We start from the raw sequence: 16207 nt of genomic DNA on the forward strand, positions 1-16207 counted from the left end.
GGACTCCCGTAAGCACCTATAAGACTAGAGCCAGCATCTCCATCGATAGGGAGCTTCAGGGAGCCCTCCCGGGGGACGCTTAGAGAAGGGTACACAGGTATGAGCGGCCCGGAGACCAGTGGCTGGGATAACCAGGAAGCTGAAGCTACGGCCATAAGAGAGGTCCTACACGAGGCAGGTGAACAGGTAAGCGAGAGCATTGAGGAGAAGGTTGCGAGCATATACGCTGATGTCGTGGAGAAGCATAAGAGGAAGCCAGTGCGCGACGTAGACAAGATGACCGAGATACTCAAGAAAGAGTACAGACTACTCGTTGACAAGAAAACCGTGACGCTAACAGTGGCGGCCTTTCTCGCCGGCAGACCCGTGCTCTTCGAGGGGCCCCCAGGCACGGGTAAGACAGAGATAGGCGAGGCAATACTCTCCCTATGGGCTGGGAAGCCTGCACTAGTGATACCATGCAGCGAGAACTACGACGAGTACCGCGTCATAGGCGACTTCCACCCATTAATGGCGCTGCGCTACGGCTTCAACGAGAAGAGCTTCATACCCCGGCCGCTGCTCGCCGCAATGATACTCGACACGGGGGTCCTCGTAGACGAGATAAGGAGGAGCAATGAGGAGTTCCAGAACTTGCTGTTAGACGTTATAGATAAGCGTCGTATAATAGTCCCAGAGCTGCGCCGCGTCTTCCGCGCCAAGGGAGAGGGCTTCCAGGTAATCTTCACCAGTAATCCCGAGGACTATGCGCAGGGAGAGCTAAGCGACGCCTTCCTAAGAAGAGTGGTGCGCATACCCTTCAACTACCCCCCACCGGAGCTCGAGGCTAAAATAGTAAGGCTAAGGTATGACGCCGATGCTGAACTCGACTCCGGGCTACTGAAGTCGATGATAGAGGTGGTTAACCTGCTGCGGCAGAAGGCAGCCTATAAGCCCGGGCCAGCCGACACCGTGCTCTGGGCCCGCATAGCCGGCAGGCTGGCAGCCCTCCGGGGCAGGAGGCAGGCAGCTGTAAGAGACGTTGTCGAAGCGGCCACCATAGTCCTCTACAAGAGGGTTAACGAGGAGGAGATAGTTGACGAGGTCCTCGAGAAGGTATTCGGGCTGCGGCCCTAGGGACGGGCTCCAGGATCCCCGCGAGCTAGCGCTACGTGTAGCAGTCGAGGCGAGGAGAAAGGGACTACGCATATCTACAGCCGAGATCGTGGAGGCCTCGAGGCTCCTAGCCCTCTACACCGCGGTAGCCGGCTTCAAGCCTCAGTCCCCGGAGGAGATAGCCTTCGTACTAGCCTCCGTCTATGCTAAGCGGGCGGGCGAGGAGAGGATAGTGAGAGAGGCTGTGGAGGAGCTGTTCGGCCGCCGCCAGGCCGGGAACCCTGCAAGGAGGATAGAGGAGGAGATAGAGAGGGACCTCCAGAGCCTGGGCCTCTACTATGGCGCCAAGCTGCGCCGTAGGGACTACGCGTCCAGCAGCCGGGCCCGAAGCGCCTATGCCAGGCTCCGCCTCCTGGGCATAATACGTAAAGGCCGCAAGGGAGAGTATGTAGTCAGCAGCAGCCAGGCCCGCCGCATGATCGATAGCCTCGCGCGGCGCTACGGGGGCTACCGGGAGGCAGTGAGGGACGCCATAAAACAAGGCATTAAACGCAACGGCAGCCTCATAGCTACAATGGGTGTTGATGTACTCAACTATATAGATCTTCGCGATTTCAGCGTAGATGAGCTGGTGAAGCTATACCGCTACGCGGGCAGAGACAAACAGCTTAGGCGCATCGTGTCCAGGCTAATAGCAGACAAGGTAGGCCGGGGAGAGCACTATACGAGCGCTGAAAGCGTCTACGAGATACTCCGTAGAGAAGGAGTACTGAGCCAGCACCACCTGCGAAATATACTCGAGCGAAACCCCCGCCTTGCCGAAAAGGCTGCCAGGGACTTCGGGAGAGAGGCGCTTCTCGACATAGCAGCAGAGATGGCTAGGCACGACCGGGAGGGGGCGGTAGAGGTAGCCCTACGCGCGCTGGGCGCCCGCTCCTCCAGGCGGGGTGCACTGTCCGAGATCCTCGAGAGAAACGAGCCAGGACTTCTCAGCAGCATAGGCGAAGCCCCCGACGAGGTGCTGGATACCCTTAACACCGTGGCTACCGCGAAGAGCTACCTTCTGAAAGGCCTCTCCGACCCAACGGGCGCAGCTCTCGAGTATGCCGAGTACGAGCTTGGCAGGGCGGTGGCGAGATGGGAGGAGATAAGGAAGAATTACCATGGAAGAATAGTGGACATCATAGAATCGGAGATGCTCCAGCTCCGCCAGCTGCTGGAGGCGGCCAGGCGTGGAGACGCGTACACCATCCTAAAAGGCATGGTCAGGCATATGGACGCCTTTGGGGCGTTGAAGCTTCTCCACGAAGTGTACAGTAGCACGGGAGACGGGAGGCTGAGAAACTACGCACTAATGCTCATGAAGAAGCTCTGGAGAGAGGCCCGAGCCCGCTACGGGCTAAGGCCATCTCGGAGGACGAGGTTCAGCCCCGTGCAGGGCAGACTCCACGTACGCAGGACGCTCGCAAACCTGGTGAGGCTGAACCCCAGCCCCCTGGTGCGCAGGGCCAAGTATGCTCTGAGGCAGTATGTGGTAGTGGTGGACAAAAGCGGTAGTATGAAGCCCTACGCGGTCTATGCGGTGCTTGTAGCGTCCTCCCTGGCGGCAAGTATAAGGCGGCTAGTGGTATTCGACGAGAACGTAACGGTCTACAATAATCTTAGCCGCTTATACCCGCTGCGCGTGGTCGACCTGATATTCTCAACAAAGTTCTCCGGCTACACCGACATAGTGTCGGCTCTACAGCAGGCAGCAGCCGGCCTGAACCCCGGTCACCTGGTGCTTGTAAGCGATCTCCGGCAGACAGTGGCGGCCTCTGCACGCGTAGAAGAGGTTCTTGAGGGCCTCTGGCGCCGCGGCTGGTGGATCACAATAGTACTCCCGCCGCGGTACGACGTGGAAGTGGCGCAGCGTATACAGAGCTATGCCCGCCTACACGTGGTGCGCTCGGCAGAGGATGTGGCTAGGGTTATGATGAGAATAGTCCGCGCTTAGCCTTCACTCCGAGGACGCGTCTACACCATACACCTTTACCCCGAAAAGGAGGCCGCCATGCCTAGCCTTTGCCTCCTCGAGAAGCCTACGCGCCTCTTCTACAGCCTTACCGAGATCACCCTCTCCAACCTCTATCTCAGCGTAGTATAGCTCCGGCACAACTCTCGAGGCCGACATCCTCACCGGGTAACCCAGGCCCTCTAGACCCTTGACCACATCTCTCGCCACATCTTCGTAGTAGGTGTTGAAGAACACCCTGACGAGCCGCTTCTTCCTGCCCAAGCCTACTCGAACCTCGCCATGTAGTCGTCCATGTCTACAACGCTCTTGCAGTCCTCTAGCTTATTAACGTTTACCGGCCTCAGCCTATGCGCCTTTGTGAAGGAGGCTATTGTGAGGAACTCTATGAAAGCCTTCTTGGCAGCTTCGAACTCGGATGGGAATACGCGGGGTATATCATTTGGGCGTGCGGCAAGCCTCTCCATGAGCTGGGGGCCCTGCTTCTTAACCCAGTCGCATTTCCCAGATACGAGGAGGTTGCCGGAGGGCATCTCCAGCAATATCGGGTACATCTTGCATGCAAGAGGCTTGTCCTCGTGTATTCTGCACCTCTTAGTGGCCCGGTCAAAGAAGGGGCAGAATCCCCTTATCACCCACCTGTAGAGGGCGACAGCGCAGTTACCCTCATCATCCATGTAGACTTGGAGCGGCTTGAAGCTGAGCTTGGCGCCCAGCACCGAGGCTATCTCCTCAAGCCTCCTCTTCTCCCAGGGGTACACTACAGGCATCTCATACTCCTCGGAGAAGTAGCAGCAGTGCTCGCAGAAGAGACACTTGAATACAGGCAGCCCGCGGGCCATGCTGCCCAGGCACCCTGGGCTAAACCGGGCTTCAGCTGCTCCAGTATTTTACCAGGACCGCTGGACCATCGCCGGGCAGTGATGAGGGGTGCAAACGCCTAGCCGCCCGAGGGCAGTGACGAGCTGAACCCGTCTGAGCCCCCAGAGCCGCTGGCGGGCCTCGGTAGAAGGGGTCTACTCAGCACGGCTTGTCCGCTCAGCACTCGGCAAACACGTCACCGGCCCCAGGGGCCTATACGCTGTAGCGAAGCAGTAATGTACCTAAGCCGGGCCCAGGTGAGCCACCACGGGTATGCTGCATGGGCGGTAGGCAGAGGACCAGCCTCTTCATGTCCAAGGAGGAGTCCACAGCCAAGAAGAGCAAGCAGCAGCGCCGCGCAGGCAAGCGCGAGCGTTGACCCGCCAGTATCGAATCCCTGGAGCCTATGCCGGTTTTTTAGCGGTGTCCCGCGGGAGGGCTTAGATCGGCCAGAGGATAGGTAAAGGGATGGCTGCCCTGCCTGCTCCTCCCCGCAGGCTAGAACTCGTGGCCGCGGTTCCAGCCTCCTACCTTTCCACAGAGCATACCCTCCTCCTCAAGACGGTGAAAGCAGGGATACTAGCTAGGCTGCTAGCCGTGTTCCGCGTCACCAGGCTCATCATATACGTGGACAGGGCAGGGGTTGAAAGAGACGCGGAGCTGCTAAGAGAGATACTGGAGTACATAGCGACAGCACCTTATCTCCGGAAGCTCCTATACCCGCTCAAACCAGAGCTACGGTATGCGGGCGTCCTTCCTCCCCTCCAGCTGCCCACCCACGGGGTTGGAGGCCCCCGTGCTGGTGAGGTGCGCGAGGCGCTCGTGATACGCGATCTCGGCGACGCAGTGGTGCTCGAGGCAGGCCTCGGGAGGCCGGTTAGGTGCAGAAAGCCTGGCCGCCTCCACAGCAGGAGAGTGCTGGTGGAGATCATCTCATTGGAGCCGCCCCGGATCCGCATCCTCCAGCCGGGGGAGGAGAGGGTCTACACGGGGTTCACAGTGAAGCTGGCCAGGGGGCTCCGAGGCGCGCTGGAGGCCACCCGGGGACTCCTGCGGATTGCTACAAGTAGGCTGGGGGAAGCCGTGACTCCTGAGAAGCTGAGGCGCGACTCCCTGGAGGCTCGGGCCCGGGGAGGGGTGGCGGTTCTCCTAGGGGCGCCCGACGCGGGACTTCACGAGATGGCGAGGCGGGAGGGCATGGTGCTGGAGGAGTCGGTGGATAGGATATACAACACGGTGCCGCTTCAGGGAACCCGTACGGTACGCGTCGAGGAGGCGCTCGCCGCCACCCTATCCATACTGAACCTCTTCCTGGAGTAGATCTAGCCAACGCGGGCTTAGGGTTAAAAGCTAGTAGCCGGAGGCCGCGTGGGGGATGGGGCTGCTCTAGCGGCGGTGGTGACCAGTGGGCGCAAGAAAGAAGCACGCGCCTCGTAGGGGCAGTCTAGCTGTAAGGCCACGTAAGAGAGCTTCAAGTATCGTGCCGCGGGTTAAGAGCTGGCCTAACGTAGAGAGTGAGAATCCTCTGCCACTCGCCTTCCTAGGCTACAAGGCGGGCATGACCCACGTATTCGTCATAGACGATGAGCCTGGCTCGCTCACGCACGGCAGGGAGATATTCGTGCCCGTCACGATAGTGGAGACGCCGCCCATGATAGTGACGGCAGTCCGCGTCTACGGCTATGACCCCAACATAGGCCTCTACACCCTCGGAGAGGCCTGGGCCCAACCCGAAACCCTTGAGGAGAAGTACAAGCTCGGCCTAAACCGCGTTATACCCAGGCTACGGTTCCCCGACGCCGAGAAGGCTGTTAAGAAGCTCGAGGAGAAGCTTGGCAGCGTATACGACGTGAGGATAATAGCTGCGACCCAGCCTAGGCTCGTGGGCGGTCTTAGCAAGAAGAAGCCCGACCTCATAGAGATAAAGATAGGCGGTGGCAAGGGTATCGAGGACAGGTTTGGCTATGCGGTAAAGCTCCTGGGCAACCCCTTAGACGTTAGGAGCGTATTCAGAGAAGGCCAGCTAGTCGACGTGATAGCGGTTACCAAGGGTAAGGGCTTCCAGGGTGTAATAAAGAGGTATGGCGTAAAGGAGCTGCCGAGATGGCATAAGCACCGTAAGGGGAGCCGCAGCGGTCCCGGCAGCAGGGGCCCCGCCACCACCTTCTCCTGGAGCGAGGTGCCCCAGCCCGGCCAGATGGGGTTCCATAGGAGGACGGAGTACAACAAGAGGATACTCCGGATAGGCGACAACGGCCTGGAGGTAACCCCATCCGGAGGCTTCCCCCACTACGGCATAGTGAGGAGCACCTACGTCATGCTCGCCGGCAGCATACCAGGCACCCCCAAGAGGCCAATAGTGCTCCGCCATCCTGTCAGGCCCTCTTGGACCCCCGAGTCCGCCCCCAAGATCACGTACATCAGCCTACAGAGCAAGCAGGGCAACTAACCCCCACCCGCGAGGTGGATGAACTATGCCTGGCAGGCTCGGCTCAATGGTATTCCTCCTGGCCCAGGAGCCCCCGGCGGTGCCGGTGTACAGCGCGTCTGGCGAGAAATCCGGCGAGGTGAAGCTGCCTAGGGTCTACGGGCTGCCAGTCCGCATTGATCTGATAAGGCGTGCCTTCCTCTCAGAGTTCACCGCCAGGCTCCAGCCTAAGGGCCGCGACCCGATGGCCGGTAAGAGGACCACTGCCAGGAGCTTTGGCGTCGGCCTGGGCATAGCAAGGGTGCCGAGGATCCCCGGGCTGGGCCGTGCGGCCTTCATAAACTCTGCCGTGGGCGGCCACCTGGCTCACCCGCCTAGGGTTGAGAAGAGGATCCACGAGGAGATAAACAAGAAGGAGAAGAGGCTAGCCACCGCCTCCGCGCTAGCGGCCACGGCGAGGAGAGAGTTTGTGGAGAGGCGGGGCCACCGCTTCACCTCCGAGGCAGTGCCAGTGGTCATAGAGGATGAGGCTGAGCAGGCTATATCCCGTGTCCGCGACGCTAGGGCCCTCCTGGAGAAGCTGGGCGTGTGGCCGGACATAGAGAGGGCTAAGGAGAGGACCAGGATACGCGCCGGCAAGGGCAAAAGGAGGGGTAGGCGCTACATAACGCCGCGCAGCATCCTGTTCATACTTGGCAGCCACACCTCGCCGCTAGCGAGAGCGGTTGCAGGCCTGCCAGGGGTCGACGTCGCCGACCCCTGGCACGTGAACGTGCTCCAGCTGGCCCCCGGCGGTGTGCCCGGCAGGCTCACCGTGGTGTCTAGATCCGCGCTGGAAGCGCTCGCCAAGAGGTTTGATAGCATAATACTCGCATAGGGAGGTGGGCGGCGTGAGCGCCTGGAGCATCATAATAAGGCCGGTGCAGAGCGAGAAGGCTCTCAGGCTGATAGAGGAGCAGAACACGCTAACCTTCATAGTGGCCAGAAGCGCCACTAAGCACGACATAAAGAGGGCTGTTGAGCAAGCCTTCGGCGTCAAGGTCGAGAAGGTTAATACGCTGATAACGCCCCGCGGCGAGAAGAAGGCCTACGTCAAGCTGGCCCGGGGCTACAATGCCAGCGACGTGGCCGCTAGGCTAGGCATGCTCTAGCTTTTGGGCGTCCCCCTCCCTCCGCCTCCTCCAGGTCCTCCTCTAGGGGCGACGCGCCGCTCGCACCCCTCCCCGGGTCCCCCAGGCCTTAGCCTCTCCCCAGGAAAGCGTTGAAACCCCCAGCCTCTCTCCCAACACCGGGAGCTAGGCCCGCGCGAGTGCCCCGTGTCCCGGGGCCCGGTGAGCGCGTGGAGGCTCCACCCCTAGGCGTCACGGCCCCCCTTACACGCTTCCCTGAGGGATGAGGGGAGGAGATGTAGGGGTCGCTGCACCTCTCTAAAGCCGCTCCTCATCCCGGCATAGCCTCGGTGCAGGTCAGCGCGCTCATCCCCCCGGGGAGTGCACTGGACTACCCGTGTCCCAGGGGCTCTATTCACTTATTTAGGCGTGCAGGGCTGCGGCTCACCGCCCGGGGGATGTGGCAGCAGGGAGGGTGGCTTAGGTCTTGCCGGTATGGCGTTACTCGGTGAGGGTTGACGAGGAGCGCTCGGCTAAGGCTGTGATGTGGGACGCGCCCATATCCTACAAGAAGGTTATAGACCTTGCACGGCTCCTGCGCGGCATGAGGCTAGAGGATGCGAAGCGGCTCCTTGAGCGGGTAGCGGCTGGTAAGGAGCCCATACCGGTCCGCAGGTACATGGGGAAGCAGGCTCACCACCGCGGGCTTGCGGCCAGGTACAGGTGGCCAGTGGGACGCTACCCTGTTAAGGCTGCACGCATACTGCTCAAGCTCCTCGAGAGCGTGTCCAATAACGCCGAGGTAAAGGGGCTTGATACTGAGAAGCTTCGCATCGTACATATAGGCGTGCATAAGGGCCGCGTGATTAAGAAGTGGATGCCCCGTGCCTTCGGCCGCTCGAGCCCCAGGTTCAGGAAGTATAGCCATATAGAAGTGGTTGTGGCGGAGGAAGAGTAGCGATGGTGCTCGTGAAGAAGTTCTTCGTCGAGAAGGCTATAGCCCAGGCCAGGATAGATGAGTACCTCGCCAAGCGCTTCTACCGCGCCGGCTACGCTGGCGTGCAGATAATACAGTTCCCCCTGGGCACGAAGGTGTTCATAGACGCTGAGAGGCCTGCAATGATAATAGGCAGGAGGGGCGAGACGATAAGGCAGCTAGCCGCCATATTTGAGCACCAGTTTGGGCTCCAGAACCCGCAGATAACTGTACGCCGCGTGGAGAACCCTGACCTGAACGCTCGGGTCGCCGCCTCGAGGATAGCGGTGTTCCTTGAGAGAGGTGCCTACTACCGCCGCGTGGCAAACGTTATGGCCCGCCGCATACTGAATGCAGGCGCCATAGGCGTGCAGATAATCATAAGCGGTAAGCTGCGCACCGAGAGGGCTAGGTACGAGAAGGTCCGCGTGGGTAAGGTGTACTCCACGGGCTACCAGGTAGAGTATATGGTTGACCGCGCCGTGATGCATATAACTCTAAAGCCCGGCACCTTCGGCATAGAGGTCACTATAGTTAAACCTGCTAAGCCCAGCGACTACGTCCGGATCAAGGAGCCCGAGGAAGCCAAGGACTTCATAGAGGAGGTGCGCGAGGAGCTAGAGAAGATCCGCGCAGCTGAGGCTGAAAAGCTTAAGGAGGCTGCGGCCGAGGCCCCCAGCGAGGAGGCTGAGGCTGTGGAAGAGGAGGAGCCCGAGGAGGCCAAAGTCTAGCCCTTCTCCCGCCTCCCTAGAGAGGCTCCTGGAGGGGTGGCCCCGGTGGCCAAGTACATGATAAGGACCGATGATATACGTAAAATGAGCCCCGAGGAGAGGCTCAAGAAGCTCGAGGAGCTCCGGGAGGAGCTGGTCAAGCTCCGTCTAAAGGCCTCGGTGGGTACCCTCGAGAACCCCGGCGCTATACGCGCCATAAGGAAGACTATAGCAAGGATACTCACCGTGATGCGGGAGGAGGAGCTTAAGCAGCAGCACGTAGCGGGCAAAAGGTCTTGAGGCACACCGAGTGGAACATTATTTTCCATACGCTTGTCGGCCTCCGTGCCCGTGTGCTCCTCCATCCAGACCCCGGTCTCCGTGGTGTCGAGGGTAGAATTCTGCTAGAGACACGGCGCGGCCTCCTCCTGGAGGCCGATGGGCGGAGGCTCTGGGTCTCGAAGGCAAATGCTATATTCCTAATCCAGCTGCCGGGCGGCAGCTGGGTTGTTGTACGAGGGGAAGAAATACGGGGTGTGCAGTCTGAGCGGCTCAAGCGGCTGGAGAGGAGCAAGGGGGTAGGATGGCTTGTCCGCGCGGGTGAGAAGCGTAGGTATACCTGGGGTCAACCCTCCGGAGAGGACGTGTAACGACTCCAAGTGTCCTTGGCATGGCAGGGTGCGGGTGCGCGGCCTTGTACTGACGGGCGTCGTGGTCAAGGCTAAGATGAAGAACACCGTGGTTGTGGAGCGTGAGTACGTCTACTATGACCGGAAGTACAAGAGATACGAGAAGAGGAGGAGCAGGATACATGCCCACAACCCGCCCTGCATCAACGCTAAGCCGGGCGATATTGTGGTGATAGGCGAGACCAGGCCGCTGGCAAAGACGGTACACTTCGTGGTCCTGGGCGTCGTGGGCAGGAAGACCATGAGCTGAAGGAACCAATGAAGGTTACGTTGTTGCCATCTTTAAATAGCTCTAGGCGCTTGGGGGCCTCGACACCTGGGGGTGCCAGCCTCTATGCCCAAGGGCGGTGCAGGCGCAGGATCCAGGCGGCACATAGCTCCCGGCCTGCAGGTGGGCAGCTACGTCAGGGTTGCCGATAACAGCGGGGCCAAGGAGGCCATGATTATAGGTGTGATAGGCTACCGTGGCCGCCTCCGCAGGATCCCTCCGGCGGCAGTCGGCGACATGGTTGTTGTGACCGTGAAGAAGGGCACGCCGGAGATGAGGAGGCAGGTTACAAGGGCTATAGTGATTAGGCAGAGGAGGCCGTATCGGAGGCCCGACGGCACCTGGGTGGCTTTCGAGGACAATGCTGTGGTTATAGTGAGCCCTGACGGCGCCCCTAAGGGCAGTGAGATCCGTGGCCCGGTGGCCCGGGAGGCTGCCGAGCGCTGGCCCAGGGTAGCCAACATAGCCAGTATAATAATATAGCTCTGGGTGGTCGGTGTGAGGTGGGTCAAGTCCAGGCAGCCGAGGAAGCAGAGGAGGGCGCTCTTCAACGCTCCCCTCCACAAGAGGCAGAAGCTCATGGCGGCGCCTCTAAGCCCGGAGCTGCGCAGGCAGTATGGTATACGCAGCCTTCCAGTGAGGACGGGTGACGAGGTAGTAGTGATGAGGGGCGACTTCAAGGGCCACAAGGGCAAGGTGGTCAAGGTAGACCTGCGCCGCATGAGGATATACGTTGACGGTGTCACCGTGAATAATGCCAGGGGCGAGCCCAGGTACTACCCGCTCCACCCCTCCAAGGTCATGATAGTCTCGCTCAACCTTGACGACAAGAGGCGCCGCGAGATAATAGAGCGTAAGCGCAAGCAGCGCGAGGCCCAGCTCGCCCTCCTCCGTGGCGGGGGAGAGCAGGCTATAGGGGGCCGGGAGCAGGGGGCCCAGCAGTAGGGTTAACGAGGTGGCACACAATGGCGCGGATGGGCGGGCGTAGGCACCTCAAGACGCTGGCTGCGCCTAAGTTCTGGCCCGTGAGGCAGCGAGTCGGCGTCTTCACCGTGAAGCCCTCGCCGGGGCCCCACCCCGTGGAGAGGTCGATACCGCTGCTGATACTGGTGAGAGATGTACTCGGCTACGCCAAGACCGGCCGGGAGGCCAGGAAGCTGATAGCCGAGGGCCACTTCAAGATAGATGGCAGGGTTAGGAGGAACTACAAGTACCCTGTGGGCTTCATGGATGTAGTCGAGATAGTAGATACGGGTGAGGCCTACCGGCTACTGCCCTACCCGGTGCGCTTCTTCACCCTCCACCCCATACCCAGGGAGGAGGCTGGCTTCAAGCTAGGCAGGATAGAGGACAAATCCACAGTGAAGGGCGGCCACGTGCAGCTGCACCTGCATGATGGGAGAAATGTGCTGATACGGGTCTCGGATCCCACCAACCCGGTGGAGGCTAAGGAGTACCGCACCCTGGGCACTGTCAAGATAAGCCTACCCCAGCAGGAGCTCCTCGGCTACGCCCCGCTGGAGACGGACAGCCTTGCCATAGTGGTGGGCGGCCGGAACGTGGGCCGCGTCGGCAGGGTGGTATCCATACAGCGTGGAATCGGCCGGAAGAGGAGCATAGTGACCCTCGAGGACGCCCGCGGCGAGAAGCTCCAGACAAGCCTGGACTACATCTTCGTGATCGCACCGCCCGGAGAGGAGCCCTGGATAAGCCTGCCCGAGGGTGCGTGGAAATGAGCCAGCTAGCCGCCGCCCAGGAGTCCTCTTCCCTCCCCCTGCCCCCGGAGCGGGTTGAGGAGATCAAACGCCGCTGGGAGCAGAACCCTATGCTGAAACCGCGGCTCGTCAAGGTGACTGTGAACATCGGCGTCGGCGAGTCCGGTGAGAGGCTGCAGAAGGCCGTCAGAGTACTAGAGATGCTCACTGGGCAGAAGCCCTCGGTCAGGAGAGCTAAGAGGACCATACGAGACTTCGGCATAAGGAAGGGGGAGCCCATAGCGGCGGTGGTTACTCTACGCCGCGGGCGGGCGGTAGAGTTCCTCCGCAAGGCTCTGCAGGCGGTGGGCAACAAGCTCCGGGCCAGCCAGTTCGACGAGTTCGGCAACGTGGCCTTCGGGATAAAGGAGCACATACTGATCCCCGGCGTACGCTACGACCCCGAAATAGGCGTCTTCGGTATGGATGTTGTGGTGACTGTTGAGAGGCCCGGCTACCGCGTGGCTAGGAGGAGGAGGGCCCGCAGCAGGATACCGAGGCGCCATAGAGTGACCAAGGAGGAGTCAATGGTGCTCCTCCACGAGATGTTCGGAGTAGTTATAGAGCCCAGGTGAAAGTGGCCACCTCACGCGGGTGCGGTGGTATGGGCAAGTACAGGCCGCCCAAGGTTGTGAGATATGGCCGCGGTGCCTACAAGTGTCAGCGCTGCGGCAGCCGCGACGCCGTGATAAAGAAGTATGGCCTCATGCTCTGCCGCCAGTGCTTCCGCGAGCTTGCAGTCAGCCTGGGTTTCCGCAAGTACATGTAGCATGAGCCTCGAGGTGGCCGAGCCATGGTGATGCTTGATACCCTCGCGAACGCTATGGCCGCGATAGTCAATGCTGAGATGAGGGCTAAGCCCGAGGTAGTGATAATGCCCGCGTCCAAGCTGATAGCCAACGTGCTGCGCGTCATGCAGCGTGAAGGCTACGTGGGCGAGTTCGAGTACATCGATGACGGCCGCTGGGGCAAGATCAGGGTAAGGCTGCTGGGCCGTATAAACAAGGCTGGCGTGATAAAGCCCAGGTACTCGGTCAAGTACCGCGACCTCATAAGGATGCCCGAGTGGCTCCGCAAGTACCTGCCCAGCAGGGACATCGGGATACTGATAATATCTACTAGCCAGGGCGTCATATCACACAGGGAGGCTCTCGAGCGTAAGATAGGCGGCGTACTCCTGGCCTACGTCTACTAAGGTGCCGAGCGCCTACAATACCGGGTTTTACTCCTGAACAGCTCTCCTCCCAGCTCGCCGCCAGCCGCCTGGGAGCTCGTGTCTAGCCATGTTGAGGGTGTGGAGGGATGCCCAAGATAACCCACGTGGTTGAAGAGGTGCCTATACCGGAGGGCGTGGAGGTAAGCGTCGACGGCATGAAGGTAACAGTCAAGGGACCGAAGGGGGAGCTCACGAGGGACTTCTCCCACGCCAAAGGCGTGATTATACGTGTCGACGAGGACGAGGAGGGCAGGAAGGTTGTTATTGAGAGCTACTTTGCCGATAGGAGGCTGAAAGCGCTGGTCGGCACAATTGCAGCCCATATAGAGAACATGATAACTGGTGTCACCAAGGGGTTCCGGTACAAGCTCAAGGTGGTATTCTCCCACTTCCCGGTAACAGTCAAGGTGCAGGGCGACAAGGTTGTTATAGAGAACTTCCTAGGCGAGAAGGCGCCTAGGATAGCAAGGATAATGCCAGGCGTCACAGTGAAGGTCCAGAAGGATGACGTTATAGTGGAGGGTATCGATATAGAGGCTGTAGGGCAGACCGCAGCTAACATAGAGCAGGCAACTAAGGTGAAGGATAAGGATAGACGCGTTTTCCTCGACGGCATATACATCTACGAGAAGGGGGTGGCTGAGTAATGGCGAACCAGGATGTGGAGAGGCTGCTCCGTGTAAGGAAGAGGCTCAAGTCCAAGAAGCCCGAGTTCCTACGCACCCTCTGGTGGAAGTTCCCCAAGTTCAAGAATGACCCCAAGTGGCGTAGGCCTAAGGGCATTGACAACCCAATCAGGCTGAAGCTGAAGGGCAGGCAGCCAATGGTCGAGATAGGCTACGGCTCCCCCGCCGCGGTCCGCGGCTTCCACCCTACGGGGCTCCAGCCGGTGCGGGTATCGAGCCCTGCTGAGCTGGAGAACTTGGACCCCTCGAGGCACATAGTCTACATCGCCGCCGGGGTTGGGCTGAGGAAGAGGCTAGAGATACTGAAGAAGGCCCGGGAGAAGGGCTTCAAGGTAGCTAACGCCTAGTCCTCTCCTTTATTATACCCCTCCCGGCCTCCGGCGTCCCCTCCCGGGGTTTCGGGCAGGGTTAACGAGGTGGCGGGCCCTTGGCGCAGGACCTGTCGATGCAGCGTAGGCTTGCGGCGGAGATACTCGGGGTGGGCGAGTCAAGGATATGGATAGACCCTGCAAGAATAGAGGATGTTGCCAGCGCTATAACTAGGGACGAGGTACGCAGGCTCATCAAGGAGGGTGTTATCAGGGTTAAGCCAGCTCACAGCCCCTCCCGGGGCCGCTGGCGGGAGCGCCACGAGGCGCGTAAGAGGGGCAGGCATCGCGGCTACGGGAGGCGTAAGGGCGAGGCCACCGCCCGGCGGGACCCGAAGGAGGAGTGGGCCAGCAGGATAAGGAAGATGCGCCGCTACCTCCGCTTCCTCCGTGACCACGGGGTAATAGACCGGAGGACATACCGGAAGCTCTACATGTGGGCCAAGGGCGGCATGTTCCCCACCTTCGCCTCGCTGAAGCGCTGGCTCGAGGAGCACGGGTACCCGACGAGCGTGAGGAAGTAGGCCGCCGGCGCACCCGTCGGCCTCCTTCCCGGTCCTGCTCTCCTCTCTGCATGGCTTTCCCGCGTGCATGGCTTGTATTTATTTAGGGCTCGTGCTGCCGGGGCCTCCGCCCCGGGTGCACGGCTAGGGCTGGTGGACAGACATGGCACATGGTCCTAGGTATAAGGTGCCGAGGAGGCGGCGTAGGGAGGGTAAGACCAACTACTACAAGCGCTATGTCATGGTGCTCTCGGGTAAGCCTCGGTTTGTTGTGAGGAGGACCAACCAGTACATATGGGCTCAGGTGATTATAGCTAAGCCTCAGGGCGATGTCACGGTGGCGGCTGCTCATAGCAGGGAGCTTGTCAAGCGCTATGGATGGCTTGGCGGCACCAAGAACACCTCGGCCGCCTACCTGACTGGCATGCTCGCCGGGCTGCGCGCTCTCCGCGCGGGCATAACCTACGCGGTTCTCGACATTGGGCTGCACCGGCCAGTGAAGGGCTCCAGGGTATTTGCTGCCATGAAGGGGGCGGTGGACGCTGGCCTCGAGATACCCCACAGCGAGGAGATATTGCCAGAGGAGTACAGGATTCGGGGTGAGCATGTAGCCAAGTATGCTGCTATGCTCGCGCAGGAGAACCCGGAGCTGTACGAGCGGAGGTTCGGCCTCTACCTAAAGCGTGGGCTAAAGCCGGAGGACCTACCCAAGCATTTTGAGGAGGTTAAGAATAAAATACTGGAGGACTACCGCGACGTTCTTGGGAAGGTAAAGGCTGCCAAGGAGGCTGCCTCGCAATGAGCGTCTCGCCCTACGAGCTTGAGCAGGAGTGGAAGCCCCGTACCTTCGTAGGCAGGCTGGTGAAGGAGGGAAGGATACAGAGCCTCAGCGAGATATTCGAGCGCAACCTGCCGATACTCGAGCCGGAGATAGTCGATTACCTCATAGGCCCTGAGCTGAAGTCCGAGACCGTCGACGTTAGGCTGGTCCAGAAGATGACCGACGCAGGCAGGATTAACAGGTTCAGGGTAGTAGTGGTCATAGGTAATGAGAACGGCTTCGTCGGCGTCGGCCAGGGGAAGGCTAGACAGCTCCGCACAGCGATAGAGAAGGCGACGCGTAACGCAAAGCTCAACATAATCCCAGTGAGGCGTGGCTGCGGCAGCTGGGAGTGCCTCTGCGATCAGCCCCACAGCGTGCCCTTCACAGTGCGGGGTAAGAGCGGCAGCGTGGAGATAGTGCTGAAGCCCGCGCCCCGAGGCACCGGGCTAGTGGCCGGCGATGCCGCGAAGGTGGTGCTACGCATGGCCGGGATAAAGGACGTCTGGAGCTTCACCCGCGGTGATACAAGGACTACGCTCAACTTCGTGAAGGCCACCTATAACGCGCTCAAGCAGACCTACAAGTTCGTGACCCCCATCGACTGGGCCCGGGCCGGCACAGCCTAGAGCCCCGTGGCCGCACCCTATGTTAAATCCTTCCGGTTTCCAGGCCGCTGGTTTAGGGCTCGCAGAGCCCTTAGCCCATGC

General features: G+C 60.4%; 24 protein-coding genes. 22 read left to right on the forward strand and 2 right to left on the reverse strand.

Annotated elements, in window-relative coordinates; all coding sequences use genetic code 11:
* Positions 1–99 precede the first annotated feature (99 nt).
* Positions 100–1116 (forward strand): AAA family ATPase, encoded by a 1017-nt coding sequence (locus CF15_RS06350; RefSeq protein ID WP_083494538.1) that lies wholly within the window; start codon positions 100–102, stop codon positions 1114–1116.
* Positions 1076–3091: a VWA domain-containing protein gene (locus tag CF15_RS06355; protein WP_058371038.1), complete on the forward strand. Its 2016-nt coding sequence runs from the start codon at positions 1076–1078 to the stop codon at positions 3089–3091. Before CF15_RS06350 ends, CF15_RS06355 begins: the two co-directional genes overlap by 41 nt.
* Positions 3092–3094: 3 nt before the next feature.
* On the opposite strand, the gene CF15_RS06360 is transcribed toward CF15_RS06355, so the two are convergent.
* Together CF15_RS06360 and CF15_RS06365 are read right to left on the reverse strand one after the other, a co-directional pair.
* Complete coding sequence (locus tag CF15_RS06360) at positions 3095–3373, reverse strand: hypothetical protein (protein ID WP_058371039.1); 279 nt, start codon at positions 3371–3373, stop codon at positions 3095–3097.
* A gap of 2 nt (positions 3374–3375) precedes the next feature.
* Positions 3376–3951: a YkgJ family cysteine cluster protein gene (locus CF15_RS06365; protein WP_058371040.1), complete on the reverse strand. Its 576-nt coding sequence runs from the start codon at positions 3949–3951 to the stop codon at positions 3376–3378.
* Between the two features lie 487 nt (positions 3952–4438).
* Between CF15_RS06365 and CF15_RS06370 the strand changes: the two genes are divergently transcribed.
* The 20 genes from CF15_RS06370 (at position 4439) to CF15_RS06465 (ending at position 16126) form a co-directional block, all read left to right on the forward strand.
* A complete protein-coding gene (locus CF15_RS06370) occupies positions 4439–5290 on the forward strand; it encodes a putative RNA uridine N3 methyltransferase (protein WP_058371041.1) in 852 nt (283 codons plus the stop codon).
* Positions 5291–5375: 85 nt separating this feature from the next.
* A complete protein-coding gene (locus CF15_RS06375) occupies positions 5376–6419 on the forward strand; it encodes a 50S ribosomal protein L3 (RefSeq protein WP_058371042.1) in 1044 nt (347 codons plus the stop codon).
* 25 nt (positions 6420–6444) lie between these two features.
* Positions 6445–7275 (forward strand): 50S ribosomal protein L4, encoded by an 831-nt coding sequence (gene rpl4p, locus CF15_RS06380; protein WP_083494539.1) that lies wholly within the window; start codon positions 6445–6447, stop codon positions 7273–7275.
* 13 nt (positions 7276–7288) lie between these two features.
* On the forward strand, positions 7289–7549 hold the full coding sequence (locus tag CF15_RS06385) for a 50S ribosomal protein L23 (RefSeq protein WP_058371043.1): 261 nt from the start codon (positions 7289–7291) through the stop codon (positions 7547–7549).
* A gap of 445 nt (positions 7550–7994) precedes the next feature.
* Positions 7995–8465, forward strand: coding sequence for a 50S ribosomal protein L22 (locus CF15_RS06390; protein WP_058371044.1), 471 nt, complete (start codon positions 7995–7997; stop codon positions 8463–8465).
* A gap of 2 nt (positions 8466–8467) precedes the next feature.
* Positions 8468–9214: a 30S ribosomal protein S3 gene (locus CF15_RS06395; RefSeq protein WP_058371045.1), complete on the forward strand. Its 747-nt coding sequence runs from the start codon at positions 8468–8470 to the stop codon at positions 9212–9214.
* 57 nt (positions 9215–9271) lie between these two features.
* A complete protein-coding gene (gene rpmC, locus CF15_RS06400) occupies positions 9272–9493 on the forward strand; it encodes a 50S ribosomal protein L29 (RefSeq protein ID WP_070807927.1) in 222 nt (73 codons plus the stop codon).
* Positions 9490–9843 carry a ribonuclease P protein component 1 gene (locus tag CF15_RS06405; protein ID WP_058371046.1) on the forward strand — a complete coding sequence of 118 codons (354 nt, stop codon included), beginning with the start codon at positions 9490–9492 and terminating at the stop codon, positions 9841–9843. Before rpmC ends, CF15_RS06405 begins: the two co-directional genes overlap by 4 nt.
* Entirely contained in the window at positions 9782–10132 is a 351-nt protein-coding gene (locus CF15_RS06410; protein WP_058371047.1) for a 30S ribosomal protein S17, read from the forward strand. Before CF15_RS06405 ends, CF15_RS06410 begins: the two co-directional genes overlap by 62 nt.
* Positions 10133–10216: 84 nt before the next feature.
* Positions 10217–10633 (forward strand): 50S ribosomal protein L14, encoded by a 417-nt coding sequence (locus tag CF15_RS06415; protein ID WP_058371048.1) that lies wholly within the window; start codon positions 10217–10219, stop codon positions 10631–10633.
* Positions 10634–10648: 15 nt separating this feature from the next.
* Positions 10649–11095 carry a 50S ribosomal protein L24 gene (gene rplX, locus CF15_RS06420; protein ID WP_058371049.1) on the forward strand — a complete coding sequence of 149 codons (447 nt, stop codon included), beginning with the start codon at positions 10649–10651 and terminating at the stop codon, positions 11093–11095.
* Positions 11096–11115: 20 nt separating this feature from the next.
* Positions 11116–11886, forward strand: coding sequence for a 30S ribosomal protein S4e (locus CF15_RS06425; protein WP_058371050.1), 771 nt, complete (start codon positions 11116–11118; stop codon positions 11884–11886).
* A complete protein-coding gene (locus CF15_RS06430; RefSeq protein ID WP_058371051.1) occupies positions 11883–12479 on the forward strand; it encodes a 50S ribosomal protein L5 in 597 nt (198 codons plus the stop codon). The genes CF15_RS06425 and CF15_RS06430 overlap by 4 nt, the downstream gene beginning before the upstream one ends.
* A gap of 29 nt (positions 12480–12508) precedes the next feature.
* A complete protein-coding gene (locus CF15_RS06435; RefSeq protein ID WP_058371052.1) occupies positions 12509–12673 on the forward strand; it encodes a 30S ribosomal protein S14 in 165 nt (54 codons plus the stop codon).
* Positions 12674–12697: 24 nt separating this feature from the next.
* A complete protein-coding gene (locus CF15_RS06440) occupies positions 12698–13099 on the forward strand; it encodes a 30S ribosomal protein S8 (RefSeq protein WP_058371053.1) in 402 nt (133 codons plus the stop codon).
* Positions 13100–13206: 107 nt separating this feature from the next.
* A complete protein-coding gene (locus CF15_RS06445) occupies positions 13207–13767 on the forward strand; it encodes a 50S ribosomal protein L6 (RefSeq protein WP_058371054.1) in 561 nt (186 codons plus the stop codon).
* Complete coding sequence (locus tag CF15_RS06450; protein ID WP_058371055.1) at positions 13767–14153, forward strand: 50S ribosomal protein L32e; 387 nt, start codon at positions 13767–13769, stop codon at positions 14151–14153. The genes CF15_RS06445 and CF15_RS06450 overlap by 1 nt, the downstream gene beginning before the upstream one ends.
* A 98-nt stretch (positions 14154–14251) precedes the next feature.
* Positions 14252–14698: a 50S ribosomal protein L19e gene (locus CF15_RS06455; protein WP_058371432.1), complete on the forward strand. Its 447-nt coding sequence runs from the start codon at positions 14252–14254 to the stop codon at positions 14696–14698.
* A gap of 142 nt (positions 14699–14840) precedes the next feature.
* On the forward strand, positions 14841–15479 hold the full coding sequence (locus CF15_RS06460) for a 50S ribosomal protein L18 (protein WP_058371056.1): 639 nt from the start codon (positions 14841–14843) through the stop codon (positions 15477–15479).
* Entirely contained in the window at positions 15476–16126 is a 651-nt protein-coding gene (locus tag CF15_RS06465; RefSeq protein ID WP_058371057.1) for a 30S ribosomal protein S5, read from the forward strand. The genes CF15_RS06460 and CF15_RS06465 overlap by 4 nt, the downstream gene beginning before the upstream one ends.
* The last annotated feature ends 81 nt before the right edge of the window (positions 16127–16207 follow it).

The sequence above is a fragment of the Pyrodictium occultum genome (genome assembly GCF_001462395.1).
Lineage (GTDB): Archaea > Thermoproteota > Thermoprotei_A > Sulfolobales > Pyrodictiaceae > Pyrodictium > Pyrodictium occultum.